This window comes from Enterobacter cloacae complex sp. CARB60 (assembly GCF_036487345.1).
GTDB lineage: Bacteria > Pseudomonadota > Gammaproteobacteria > Enterobacterales > Enterobacteriaceae > Enterobacter > Enterobacter asburiae_D.
The window spans coordinates 3,337,235-3,348,771 of the sequence record NZ_JAZKLC010000002.1; the positions used below are offsets into that span (position 1 = coordinate 3,337,235).

An 11,537-nucleotide genomic window follows, 5' to 3' on the forward strand; every position below is an offset into this window, starting at 1 on the left:
CTTATTTCCCCATCCGCTCGCGGCTAAGCCGCGCCAGCCATTCAGACACCATTAGCGATGCCAGCGCCAGCACGATTGAAATAATACATAGCCGCGCCGCCGCGCCTTCACCGCCCGGCGTTTGAATCAGGGTATACATTGCCGAGGGGATGGTTCGCGTCTCGCCGGGGATGTTCGACACAAAGGTGATCGTCGCGCCAAACTCGCCCAGCGAGCGGGCGAAGGCCAGCACCGTACCAACAATAATGCCGGGTAACGTCAGGGGGAGCGTGATGGTGAAAAAGACGCGCCAGCGCCCTGCGCCCAGCGTGCGGGCCGCCTGTTCGAGCTTTATGTCCACGCCTTCCAGCGCGAGGCGTATCGCCCTTACCATCAGCGGGAATGACATCACCGCCGCCGCCAGTACCGCACCGCGCCAGCTAAAAGCAAACGTCAGCCCAAACCAGTCGTAGAGCTTCTCACCGATAAAACCGCGTCGCCCCATCGAAATCAGCAGCAGGTAGCCGACCACCACGGGCGGCAAAACGAGCGGAAGATGAAGCACGCTGTCGAGCAGCGTTTTGCCGGGAAACTGGCAGCGAACCAGTAGCCAGGCAAAGAAGATCCCAAAGGGCAAACTCAGCGCAACCGCCAGGGAAGAGACTTTAAGGCTCAGCAGAACAGCCTGCCATTCAGGATCGGTCAATATCATCAGTGAGTCGTAAATCCATAGCGTTTAAAGATTGCGGACGCTTCCGGGCCCTTCAGGTAATCGCGGAAGGCCGTCACGGTCGCATTTTTATGCCCATCAACAATCGCAACAGGATATTCCACTTTCTTGTGGGAGTCTTCCGGGAACGTTGCGACCACTTTTACACCTTTACTGGCAACGGCATCGGAGCCATACACAATGCCCAGCGGGGCTTCGTTGCGCTCAACCAGCGCCAGCGCGCCGCGTACGTCTTCCGCCGGGGCCAGCTTCGGTGACAATGTCTCCCATGCGCCCAGCTTTTGCAGCGCTTCTTTGGCGTAAATCCCGGCCGGAACGTGCTCCGGATCGCCCACCGCCAGACGGCCACCGTTCAGCAGGCTCGTCCAGTTGGTCTCTTTATTGATGGTGATGTCCGCCTGCGCGCTGGCTTTTGGCGCCACAACAACCAGGCTATTGCCCAGCAGCGTTTCGCGGGTTGTCGCATCGATCGATTTCTTCTCCGCCGCGTAATCCATCCACTTCTGGTCAGCCGAAATGAACAGATCCGCCGGTGCGCCCGCTTCTATCTGACGCGCCAGCGTCGAGGAAGAGGCAAACGAGGAGACCACCTCGACGTTTTTCTCTTTTTTATACGCCGCCGCGATATCCTGCATTGCATTGGTCAGCGACGCCGCCGCAAAGACCGTGATTTTACCCTCGTCCGCCAGCGCGTATCCGGTAAGTGAAAGCGTCAGCGTTGCCCCTGCGAAAAGGCGTACCCATGTACGTGCCATTTGTAACTCCTGTGAGTAGCGTTATATACATATTAATATAACGGTAACGTCAGGGAGATCCCAGCGTTTAATCGTACCGCTGAAGGGGTAAATCTGTGTGATGCGTTAAATATTATCGGCGAAAGTGAGGAAATCTTGAGAGCAAAACGCCCGGACTTGCCGGGCGTTTTTGGGGAATCAATGCTGCTTTTTAGCCTGGTCTCTGTGACCAATGTTCGAAAAGACGTTGAACACTTCACCCAGGCCGTAGATGGCACCGAGGATGATGGCCATCACTACTGGTACCATGATCACGGCGAATACCAGACTTTTCAACAACTCTAACATGGTTTTCTCCAGATATTGTGAACGGTTTATTCTACCCTTTCAGGTGAGAAAATCATCCCCTTTTGTGCGGTACCCTTTGCGCCCTGCCCCATTTAGGCCACAATACTCTTTTTGCCAGGACACTGTTATGCAGGCCGAAATTCTCCTCACTCTACGACTTCAGCAAAAGCTTTTCGCCGATCCGCGACGTATCGCCCTGCTTAAACAAATAGAACAAACGGGCTCGATTAGCCAGGGGGCGAAAAACGCGGGCATTAGCTACAAAAGCGCCTGGGACGCCATTAACGAAATGAACACCCTGAGCGAACAACCGCTGGTGGACAGAGCCACGGGCGGCAAAGGCGGCGGCGGAGCCATCGTGACGCGCTATGGCCAGCGTCTTATTCAGCTTTACGATCTGCTGGCACAGATCCAGCAAAAAGCGTTTGACGTGTTGAGCGACGACGATAACGTTCCGCTGGACAGCTTGCTGGCCGCCATCTCCCGCTTCTCGTTACAAACCAGCGCCCGCAACCAGTGGTTTGGAACGGTGACGGCGCGCGATAATCTCCAGGTACAGCAGCATATTGAGATCCTGCTTGCCGATGGCACCACCCGTCTGAAAGCCGCAATCACGGCGCAGAGCGCAGAGCGCCTTGAGCTGGATGAAGGTAAAGAGGTGCTGGTGCTGCTGAAAGCACCGTGGGTCAATATCACGCGCGATCCCGATACCGCAAAGGCAGCCGATAACCAGCTACAGGGCGCAATCAGCCATATCAAACGCGGCCAGGCGCAGTGCGAAGTGCTGATGACCCTGGCAGACGGGCAACCGCTTTGCGCGACGATACCGCTTAGCGAAGCGGACGGTCTAGAAGAAGGTACTGTGGTCACCGCCTGGTTCAACGCGGACAGGGTGATTATCGCCACATTGTGCTGAGCGCATTGACAATCGCGCCGACAGTGCGTATCCCTGATATCTATTGCTGCAAAAACAGGGATAAATCATGTCATCATTGCATATTTCGCAAGGCACGTTTCGTCTTAGCGATACCCGAACGCTGGCGATTGCTGATTTGACGATACGCGCGGGTGAAAGCTGGGCGTTTGTCGGCACTAACGGCAGCGGTAAATCCGCGCTGGCCCGCGCGCTGGCCAGCGAACTCACCCTCCTTAAGGGTGAATATCAAAATGACTTTACGCGCCTGACGCGTCTGTCATTTGAACAGCTGCAAAAGCTGGTGAGCGACGAGTGGCAGCGCAACAACACCGATTTGCTCAGCCCTGGCGAAGAAGATACCGGCCGCACGACGGCGGAAATTATTCAGGATGAGGTGAAAGATCCCGCCCGCTGTCAGCGCCTGGCAGAACGGTTCGGCATCACCGCCCTGCTGAACCGGCGCTTTAAATACCTTTCTACCGGCGAGACGCGGAAGACGCTGCTTTGTCAGGCGCTGATGAGCGAGCCCGAGCTGCTTATCCTCGACGAACCGTTCGACGGCCTTGACGTGCAGTCCCGTGCGCAGCTGGCGTCCCTGCTGGAGTCGCTTAATCAGCAGGGATATACCCTGGTGCTGGTGCTTAACCGCTTCGATGAAATTCCCGATTTTATCCAGCACGCAGGCGTACTGGCTGACTGTAACCTGACCGAGACCGGTGAAAAAACAGCGCTGCTTAAGCAGGCGCTGATCGCCCAGCTCGCGCACAGTGAACAACTCGACGGTATTACCCTTCCGGAACCTGACGCCCCTTCGGCCCGCCATGCGCTCGATCCCCACCAGCCGCGCATCGTGCTGCGCGATGGGATAGTCTCTTATGACGATCGCCCGATCCTTAACCGTCTAAGCTGGACGGTTAATCCTGGCGAGCACTGGCAGATTGTCGGCCCTAACGGCGCGGGAAAATCCACGCTGCTGAGCCTGATAACCGGCGATCACCCGCAGGGCTATAGCAACGATCTGACGCTGTTTGGTCGGCGTCGCGGCAGCGGCGAAACCATCTGGGATATTAAAAAACATATCGGCTACGTCAGCAGCAGCCTGCATCTGGACTACCGGGTCAGTACCACGGTTCGCAACGCGATCCTTTCCGGCTATTTTGATTCCATCGGCATTTATCAGGCGGTGTCGGATAAACAGCAAAAGCTGGTCCAGCAGTGGCTGGATATCCTCGGCATGGACAACCGGGTCGCTGACGCGCCGTTTCATAGCCTGTCGTGGGGGCAGCAGCGCCTGGCCCTGATCGTTCGCGCGCTGGTGAAACATCCTACGCTGCTCATTCTGGATGAACCGCTTCAGGGGCTGGATCCGTTAAACCGACAGCTTATCCGCCGCTTTGTGGACGTGCTGATTAGCGAAGGTGAAACGCAGCTGCTGTTCGTTTCACACCATGCCGAAGATGCCCCCTCCTGCATCACGCATCGCCTGGAATTTGTTCCGGACGGTGAGGGCTATCGCTACCTTCTCAGCAACGTCGATTAACCGTGGAGGGCTCTGCCCTCCTCTTTTTCAGATAACTTGCATCAATACATCGCTATCCCTTTGATCTAGAATGCTCGGAGTCATTGTAAAAGCGAGAGTGAAAACGAGTGTAAACGATTCCACTATTTTATCCCATGTCACACTTTTCGCGACTCTGTTATGCTATGGTTATTACATACCATAAGCCCAATGGAGCGAAATATGCGAGTTCTGGTAACAGGTGGTAGCGGTTACATAGGTAGTCATACCTGCGTGCAATTGCTGCAAAACGGTCACGACGTCATCATCCTCGACAACCTGTGCAACAGTAAGCGCAGCGTACTGCCTGTGATTGAACGTCTCGGCGGTAAACAACCTACTTTCGTAGAAGGCGACATCCGCAACGAAGCGCTGATGACCGAGATCCTTCACGACCACGCCATCGAAGCGGTGATCCACTTCGCGGGTCTGAAAGCGGTCGGTGAATCCGTTGCGAAACCGCTCGAGTATTACGACAACAACGTCAACGGTACCCTGCGTCTCATCTCCGCCATGCGTGCGGCCAACGTCAAAAACTTTATCTTTAGCTCCTCCGCCACCGTCTACGGCGATCAGCCAAAAATCCCTTACGTTGAAAGCTTCCCGACCGGTACACCGCAAAGCCCGTACGGCAAAAGCAAGCTGATGGTGGAGCAGATCCTGACCGACCTGCAAAAAGCACAGCCGGAGTGGAGCATCGCGCTGCTGCGCTACTTCAACCCGGTCGGCGCGCATCCGTCAGGCGATATGGGTGAAGATCCGCAGGGCATCCCGAACAACCTGATGCCGTATATCGCCCAGGTTGCCGTAGGCCGCCGCGACTCGCTGGCGATTTTTGGCAATGACTACCCTACCGAAGACGGCACCGGCGTGCGTGACTACATCCACGTGATGGATCTGGCCGACGGCCACGTGGCCGCGATGCAGCAGCTGGCCAACAAGCCGGGCGTGCATATTTACAACCTCGGCGCCGGGGTTGGCAGCAGCGTGCTGGACGTGGTTAACGCCTTCAGCAAAGCCTGCGGCAAGCCGGTGAGCTACCACTTCGCCCCGCGTCGTGATGGCGACCTGCCTGCTTACTGGGCCGATGCCACCAAAGCCGACAAAGAGCTTAACTGGCGTGTGACGCGCACGCTTGATGAAATGGCACAGGATACCTGGCACTGGCAGTCACGCCACCCGCAAGGCTATCCGGACTAAGGATCCGTCATGACGCAATTTAATCCCGTCGATCATCCGCATCGTCGTTTTAACCCGTTAAGCGGGCAATGGATTTTGGTTTCTCCGCATCGCGCCAAGCGCCCCTGGCAGGGGGCGCAGGAGACGCCTGCAAAACAAACGCTGCCACAGCACGACCCGGACTGCTTCCTCTGCCCGGGCAACACGCGCGTAACGGGCGATAAAAACCCGGACTACAAAGGCACCTTCGTCTTCACCAACGATTTTGCCGCCCTGATGACCGACACCCCGGACGCGCCGGAAAGCCACGATCCGCTGATGCGCTGCGAAAGCGCGCGCGGAACCAGCCGCGTGATCTGCTTCTCGCCCGATCACAGCAAAACGCTGCCGGAGCTGAGCGTGGACGCGCTGAAAGAGGTCGTCAGCACCTGGCAGGCGCAGACCGCAGAGCTGGGGCAGAGCTATCCGTGGGTGCAGGTGTTCGAAAACAAAGGTGCGGCCATGGGCTGCTCTAACCCGCACCCGCACGGCCAGGTCTGGGCGAACAGCTTCCTGCCTAACGAAGCCGAGCGCGAGGACCGTCTGCAGAAAGCGTATTACGCGGAAAACGGTTCGCCGATGCTGGTGGATTACACCCAGCGTGAGCTGGCGGACGGCAGCCGCACCGTGGTGGAAACCGAACACTGGCTGGCCGTTGTCCCTTACTGGGCCGCCTGGCCGTTTGAAACGCTGCTGCTGCCGAAAGCGCACGTGCAGCGCATTACCGATCTCAGCGACGCGCAGCGCGACGACCTTGCGCTGGCGCTGAAAAAGTTGACCAGCCGTTACGACAATCTTTTCCAGTGCTCCTTCCCGTACTCCATGGGCTGGCACGGCGCCCCGTTTAACGGCGAAGAGAATCAACACTGGCAGCTGCACGCCCATTTCTATCCGCCGCTGCTGCGCTCTGCGACGGTGCGTAAATTTATGGTGGGCTATGAAATGCTGGCGGAAACCCAGCGTGACCTGACGGCGGAACAGGCGGCAGAGCGTCTGCGTGCCGTTAGCGACGTCCACTATCGCGAATCAGGAGTCTAAAAAATGAGTCTGAAAGATAAAACACAATCCCTGTTTGCTGAAAAATTTGGCTACCCTGCCACCCACGTTATCCAGGCACCTGGTCGCGTTAATCTGATCGGTGAACACACCGACTATAACGACGGTTTCGTGCTGCCGTGCGCCATCGATTACCAGACCGTCATCAGCTGCGCAAAGCGCGACGACCGTAAGGTTCGCGTAATTGCGGCGGATTACGGCAATGAGACGGACGAGTTTTCCCTCGATGCCCCGATTGTGACGCACGATAGCCAGCAGTGGTCTAACTACGTGCGCGGCGTGGTGAAACACCTTCAGAAGCGTAACAAGAACTTTGGCGGCGCGGATTTAGTAATCAGCGGCAACGTGCCGCAGGGTGCGGGCTTAAGCTCCTCTGCGTCTCTGGAAGTCGCCGTGGGTACCGTGTTCCAGCAGCTTTATCACCTGCCGCTGGACGGCGCGCAAATTGCGCTGAACGGCCAGGAAGCAGAAAACCAGTTCGTGGGCTGTAACTGCGGCATTATGGACCAGCTGATCTCCGCGCTGGGCAAAAAAGAGCACGCGCTGCTGATCGACTGCCGTTCACTTGGCACCAAAGCCGTTCCTCTGCCGAAGGGCGCGGCTGTGGTTATCGTCAACAGCAACTTTAAGCGCACGCTGGTGGGCAGCGAATACAACACACGCCGCCAACAGTGCGAAACGGGCGCTCGCTTTTTCCAGCAGCCAGCCCTGCGCGACGTGACGCTCAATGAGTTCAATAAGGTGGCACACGAGCTGGATCCGGTCGTCGCCAAACGCGTTCGCCACGTGCTGACGGAAAATGCCCGTACCGTTGAAGCCGCGTCCGCGCTGGCAAAAGGCGACCTGAAACGTATGGGTGAGCTGATGGCGGAATCCCACGCCTCCATGCGCGATGATTTTGAAATCACCGTTCCGCAGATCGACACCCTGGTGGACATCGTCAAGGCCACCATCGGCGACAAAGGCGGCGTGCGCATGACGGGCGGCGGTTTTGGCGGCTGTATCGTTGCGCTGGTGCCTGAAGAGCTGGTTCCTGCCGTACAGGACGCCGTTGCTAAGCAGTACGAAGCAAAAACGGGTATCAAAGAAACCTTCTATGTTTGCAAAGCATCACAAGGAGCCGGACAGTGCTAAACGAAACACCTACTCTTGCACCGGATGGTCTGCCGTATCGCCTGTTAACCCTGCGCAACAGCGCGGGGATGGTCGTTACGGTGATGGACTGGGGGGCAACCCTTCTTTCTGCCCGCGTACCGATGCCGGACGGCAGCGTGCGCGAGACCCTGCTCGGCTGCGCCTCGCCTGAGCAGTACGTCAATCAGTCCGCCTATCTGGGCGCGTCCGTTGGGCGCTATGCTAACCGCATCGCGAAGAGCCGTTTTGAGCTCGACGGCGTGCAGTATCCCCTGCTTCCAAGCCAGGGTGAGAACCAGCTGCACGGCGGACCGAACGGGTTTGATAAGCGCCGCTGGAAGATTGTTCGTCAAAACGACGGGGAAGCGCTGTTCTCGCTGGATTCGCCTGATGGCGATCAGGGCTTCCCCGGAAACCTTACCGCGTTCGCGCGCTTTACGCTGACCGACGACAACCGTATCGCCATTGAATACCGTGCGACGGTCGACAGGCCGTGTCCGGTCAACCTGACCAATCACGCGTACTTTAATCTGGACGGTAACCAGTGCGACGTGCGTAACCACAAGCTGCAGATCCTGGCGGATACGTATCTGCCGGTTGACGAAATGGGCATTCCGCATCAGGGCCTCAAAGACGTGAGCGGCACCAGCTTTGACTTCCGCAGCGCGAAATCCATCGCCCAGGATTTCCTGAGCGATGACGATCAGCGTAAGGTGAAAGGATACGATCACGCTTTCCTGCTGCAGGCAAAAGGCGATGTAAAACAACCTGCCGCGCAGGTCTGGTCTGCGGATGGAAAACTGCAGATGACGGTTTATACCACTGCCCCTGCCCTGCAGTTTTACTCAGGCAACTACCTCGGCGGCACGACGGCGCGCGAACACGTTGAGTACAGCGACTGGCAAGGCCTGGCGCTGGAGAGCGAGTTCCTGCCGGACAGCCCGAACCATCCGGAATGGCCACAGCCGGACTGCGTGCTGCGCCCGGGTGAAGAGTACGTGAGCGTCACCGAGTATCATTTCACTCCGCGCGCTTAACGCCCGGCGGCGCTACGCTTGCACGGGCCTACGATTCCTTGCCCGATAAGCGAAGCGCCATCCGGCAAAAAAAGTCAGCCCTCACAACGAGGGCTTTTTTCTGCGCGCTTTGCTGAAAATAGCGCCGATTGCAGACAAAATCATAACCATGGATTCACAAGCATCTTACACTCAGAGACTATTTTCGCTATGGTTAGGGTTAAGCGTTGCTGGTGGCACGGCCACGGCAATATAATGAGAATTGTTATCATTCTAAAAATGCTTGAGGAGTAAGAGATGGCTATTACTAAGCTGGTTCTGGTGCGTCACGGCGAAAGCCAGTGGAACAACGAAAACCGCTTTACCGGTTGGTACGACGTTGATCTGTCTGAGAAAGGCGTAAGCGAAGCAAAAGCAGCAGGTAAACTGCTGAAGGAAGAAGGCTTCAGCTTTGATTTTGCTTACACCTCTGTGCTGAAACGTGCCATCCACACCCTGTGGAACGTGCTGGACGAACTGGATCAGGCCTGGCTGCCGGTTGAGAAGTCCTGGAAACTGAACGAACGTCACTACGGTGCGCTGCAGGGCCTGAACAAAGCGGAAACCGCTGAGAAATATGGCGACGAGCAGGTAAAACAGTGGCGTCGCGGCTTCGCAATCACCCCACCAGAGCTGACCAAAGATGACGAGCGCTACCCGGGCCACGACCCGCGTTACGCGAAGCTGACCGACGCTGAGCTGCCAACCACCGAGAGCCTGGCGCTGACCATCGACCGCGTTGTGCCTTACTGGAACGAAACCATTCTGCCACGCCTGAAAAGCGGCGAGCGCGTGATCATCGCTGCTCACGGTAACTCCCTGCGCGCGCTGGTGAAATACCTGGACAACATGGGTGAAGACGAAATCCTCGAACTGAACATCCCAACTGGCGTACCGCTGGTGTATGAGTTCGACGAAAACTTCAAGCCAATCAAACACTACTATCTGGGTAACGCAGAAGAGATCGCGGCGAAAGCAGCGGCTGTCGCGAACCAGGGTAAAGCGAAGTAATTTTCGCCAGGCATAAAAAAAGCGCGGAGCCTTCCGCGCTTTTTTACTTCTGCATTCGAATTAACCGCGACGCGCTTTTACCGCATTCGCCAGCTGACGCAGGATGGTATCGGTATCGTCCCAGCCAATGCAGGCATCGGTGACGCTTTTGCCATACACCAGCGGTTCGCTGCCTTCCAGGTTCTGGTTACCTTCAACCAGATGGCTTTCGATCATCACCCCAATCACCGCTTTCTCACCGCCGGCAATCTGCTGACAGACGTCTGCACCCACTTCCATCTGCTTTTTGAACTGCTTGCTGGAGTTGGCATGGCTGAAATCGATCATCACCTGCGGTGGCAGCCCGGCTTTTTCCAGCCCGACCTTCACTTCCGCGACATGTTTTGCGCTGTAGTTTGGTTCTTTACCGCCGCGCAGAATGATATGGCAGTCGCCGTTCCCGCTGGTGTTAACGATGGCGGAATGACCCCATTTGGTCACCGAGAGGAAGCAGTGCGGCGCGCCCGCTGCGTTGATGGCATCAATAGCTACCTTCATCGTGCCGTCAGTGCCGTTTTTGAAACCCACCGGGCAAGAGAGACCGGACGCCAGCTCTCGGTGAACCTGAGATTCTGTTGTGCGGGCACCAATTGCGCCCCAGCTCATCAGGTCTGCCAGGTATTGTGGCGTAATCATGTCCAGGAACTCACCGGCCGCAGGCAGGCCGCTGTCGTTGATCTCCAGCAGCAGCTTGCGCGCAATGCGCAGACCGTCGTTGATCTGGAAGCTGTTATCCATATGCGGATCGTTAATCAGCCCTTTCCAGCCCACGGTGGTGCGCGGTTTTTCAAAATAGACGCGCATCACGATTTCCAGCTCGTCCTTCAGCTCTTCACGAAGGGTGAGCAGACGGGCGGCGTACTCTTTCGCGGCTGCAGGATCGTGAATGGAGCACGGGCCAATCACCACCAGAAGACGATCATTATTACCTTTCAGGATCTTATGGATCGCTTTACGAGCATGAGAAACCGTGTTTGCGGCATTTTCAGTGGCGGGGAATTTCTCAAGGAGCGCTACAGGAGGTAATAACTCATTGATCTCTTTAATGCGTAAATCGTCGTTCTGATAATTCATTTTCTTTCCAGCTCTGCCATATCTTTAGTAATGAAAGCAATCCTTTCAATCTATCTTGTCGACCAGGAAGTGTAAACACGGTTTTACACTTCACGCAGATAATTCCTGGAATTCGCCTAAAAATCGCCACAAAATAGCGAAAAATGAGATCTAACCTAAGCTTTTTAACTGTAACAACCAATTTTACACGCTTAAACGCGATTCCCTACTGACGTAAGTCCGTAAGGCGGAATCTTTCGCCTCTGAAAAAGATGCACTGTTGGAGAATGTTATCCAGCGTAACGACAAGAACAGGAGCACCATGATGAAAATGACAAAACTGGCAACCCTCTTCCTGACCGCCACACTCACTCTGGCCAGCGGCAGCGTCCTGGCCGCGGAAACGGGCACATCAGACAGCAACGGGGATGCGAATGCGGCTGCGGCAGCAGGCCAGCCCGCCCCAGATGCGAAACAGAATATTGCCCCGAATAATGTCGACAACAGCCAGATCAATACCGGTAACACCAACACCGGCGGCACGATGCTGCATCCCAACGACAGCGGTTCCGGCACCATGAATCATGACAATATGAGTTCGGATGAGGTTCATAAGAACTCGATGTGTAAGGACGGCAAATGCCCGGATCCTAATGACAAAGTCGGAAACGACGCGAATACCAAAACTGATGGCACAACCCAATAA

At 56.3% G+C, this 11,537-nt stretch carries 12 protein-coding genes; 8 read left to right on the forward strand and 4 right to left on the reverse strand.

All coding sequences use genetic code 11. From position 1 onward, the window contains the following. Position 1: 1 nt before the first annotated feature. The 3 genes from modB to V4835_RS17080 all read right to left on the reverse strand — a co-directional run bounded on the left by modB (position 2) and on the right by V4835_RS17080 (position 1,791). Positions 2 to 691 (reverse strand): molybdate ABC transporter permease subunit, encoded by a 690-nt coding sequence (gene modB / locus V4835_RS17070; RefSeq protein WP_032649484.1) that lies wholly within the window; start codon positions 689 to 691, stop codon positions 2 to 4. After that, a complete protein-coding gene (modA, locus tag V4835_RS17075) occupies positions 691 to 1,464 on the reverse strand; it encodes a molybdate ABC transporter substrate-binding protein (protein ID WP_331412977.1) in 774 nt (257 codons plus the stop codon). Before modA ends, modB begins: the two co-directional genes overlap by 1 nt. 177 nt (positions 1,465 to 1,641) lie before the next feature. Then, the gene (locus V4835_RS17080; RefSeq protein WP_008501118.1) at positions 1,642 to 1,791 is read right to left on the reverse strand and encodes an AcrZ family multidrug efflux pump-associated protein; all 150 of its coding nucleotides are present in this window, start codon (positions 1,789 to 1,791) and stop codon (positions 1,642 to 1,644) included. A 127-nt stretch (positions 1,792 to 1,918) separates the two neighbouring features. On the opposite strand from V4835_RS17080, the gene modE reads away from it, so the two are divergent. The 7 genes from modE to gpmA all read left to right on the forward strand — a co-directional run bounded on the left by modE (position 1,919) and on the right by gpmA (position 9,739). Then, positions 1,919 to 2,707 (forward strand): molybdenum-dependent transcriptional regulator, encoded by a 789-nt coding sequence (modE, locus tag V4835_RS17085; RefSeq protein WP_331412978.1) that lies wholly within the window; start codon positions 1,919 to 1,921, stop codon positions 2,705 to 2,707. Positions 2,708 to 2,774: 67 nt separating this feature from the next. After that, positions 2,775 to 4,247, forward strand: coding sequence for a molybdate ABC transporter ATP-binding protein ModF (gene modF, locus V4835_RS17090; protein WP_331412979.1), 1,473 nt, complete (start codon positions 2,775 to 2,777; stop codon positions 4,245 to 4,247). 201 nt (positions 4,248 to 4,448) lie between these two features. Beyond that, positions 4,449 to 5,465, forward strand: a complete 1,017-nt coding sequence (galE, locus tag V4835_RS17095) for a UDP-glucose 4-epimerase GalE (RefSeq protein ID WP_024908784.1) — start codon at positions 4,449 to 4,451, stop codon at positions 5,463 to 5,465. A 9-nt stretch (positions 5,466 to 5,474) separates the two neighbouring features. Further along, on the forward strand, positions 5,475 to 6,521 hold the full coding sequence (galT, locus tag V4835_RS17100; RefSeq protein WP_047648356.1) for a galactose-1-phosphate uridylyltransferase: 1,047 nt from the start codon (positions 5,475 to 5,477) through the stop codon (positions 6,519 to 6,521). A gap of 3 nt (positions 6,522 to 6,524) precedes the next feature. Then, positions 6,525 to 7,673: a galactokinase gene (gene galK / locus V4835_RS17105; RefSeq protein ID WP_029739550.1), complete on the forward strand. Its 1,149-nt coding sequence runs from the start codon at positions 6,525 to 6,527 to the stop codon at positions 7,671 to 7,673. Beyond that, on the forward strand, positions 7,667 to 8,710 hold the full coding sequence (gene galM / locus V4835_RS17110; protein WP_331412981.1) for a galactose-1-epimerase: 1,044 nt from the start codon (positions 7,667 to 7,669) through the stop codon (positions 8,708 to 8,710). Before galK ends, galM begins: the two co-directional genes overlap by 7 nt. Before the next feature lie 276 nt (positions 8,711 to 8,986). Beyond that, on the forward strand, positions 8,987 to 9,739 hold the full coding sequence (gpmA, locus tag V4835_RS17115; RefSeq protein ID WP_023310804.1) for a 2,3-diphosphoglycerate-dependent phosphoglycerate mutase: 753 nt from the start codon (positions 8,987 to 8,989) through the stop codon (positions 9,737 to 9,739). 60 nt (positions 9,740 to 9,799) lie between these two features. On the opposite strand, the gene aroG is transcribed toward gpmA, so the two are convergent. Continuing rightward, positions 9,800 to 10,852 carry a 3-deoxy-7-phosphoheptulonate synthase AroG gene (gene aroG / locus V4835_RS17120; RefSeq protein ID WP_331412982.1) on the reverse strand — a complete coding sequence of 351 codons (1,053 nt, stop codon included), beginning with the start codon at positions 10,850 to 10,852 and terminating at the stop codon, positions 9,800 to 9,802. A gap of 304 nt (positions 10,853 to 11,156) precedes the next feature. On the opposite strand from aroG, the gene V4835_RS17125 reads away from it, so the two are divergent. Next, complete coding sequence (locus V4835_RS17125; RefSeq protein WP_331412983.1) at positions 11,157 to 11,537, forward strand: protein YbgS; 381 nt, start codon at positions 11,157 to 11,159, stop codon at positions 11,535 to 11,537.

Bases quoted from the DNA above. Each gene is read 5' to 3' on its own strand.
- modB (WP_032649484.1), bottom strand. From the start codon at position 691: ATGATATTGACCGATCCTGAATGGCAGGCTGTTCTGCTGAGCCTTAAA.
- modA (WP_331412977.1), bottom strand. From the start codon at position 1,464: ATGGCACGTACATGGGTACGCCTTTTCGCAGGGGCAACGCTGACGCTT.
- V4835_RS17080 (WP_008501118.1), bottom strand. From the start codon at position 1,791: ATGTTAGAGTTGTTGAAAAGTCTGGTATTCGCCGTGATCATGGTACCA.
- modE (WP_331412978.1), top strand. From the start codon at position 1,919: ATGCAGGCCGAAATTCTCCTCACTCTACGACTTCAGCAAAAGCTTTTC.
- modF (WP_331412979.1), top strand. From the start codon at position 2,775: ATGTCATCATTGCATATTTCGCAAGGCACGTTTCGTCTTAGCGATACC.
- galE (WP_024908784.1), top strand. From the start codon at position 4,449: ATGCGAGTTCTGGTAACAGGTGGTAGCGGTTACATAGGTAGTCATACC.
- galT (WP_047648356.1), top strand. From the start codon at position 5,475: ATGACGCAATTTAATCCCGTCGATCATCCGCATCGTCGTTTTAACCCG.
- galK (WP_029739550.1), top strand. From the start codon at position 6,525: ATGAGTCTGAAAGATAAAACACAATCCCTGTTTGCTGAAAAATTTGGC.
- gpmA (WP_023310804.1), top strand. From the start codon at position 8,987: ATGGCTATTACTAAGCTGGTTCTGGTGCGTCACGGCGAAAGCCAGTGG.
- aroG (WP_331412982.1), bottom strand. From the start codon at position 10,852: ATGAATTATCAGAACGACGATTTACGCATTAAAGAGATCAATGAGTTA.
- V4835_RS17125 (WP_331412983.1), top strand. From the start codon at position 11,157: ATGAAAATGACAAAACTGGCAACCCTCTTCCTGACCGCCACACTCACT.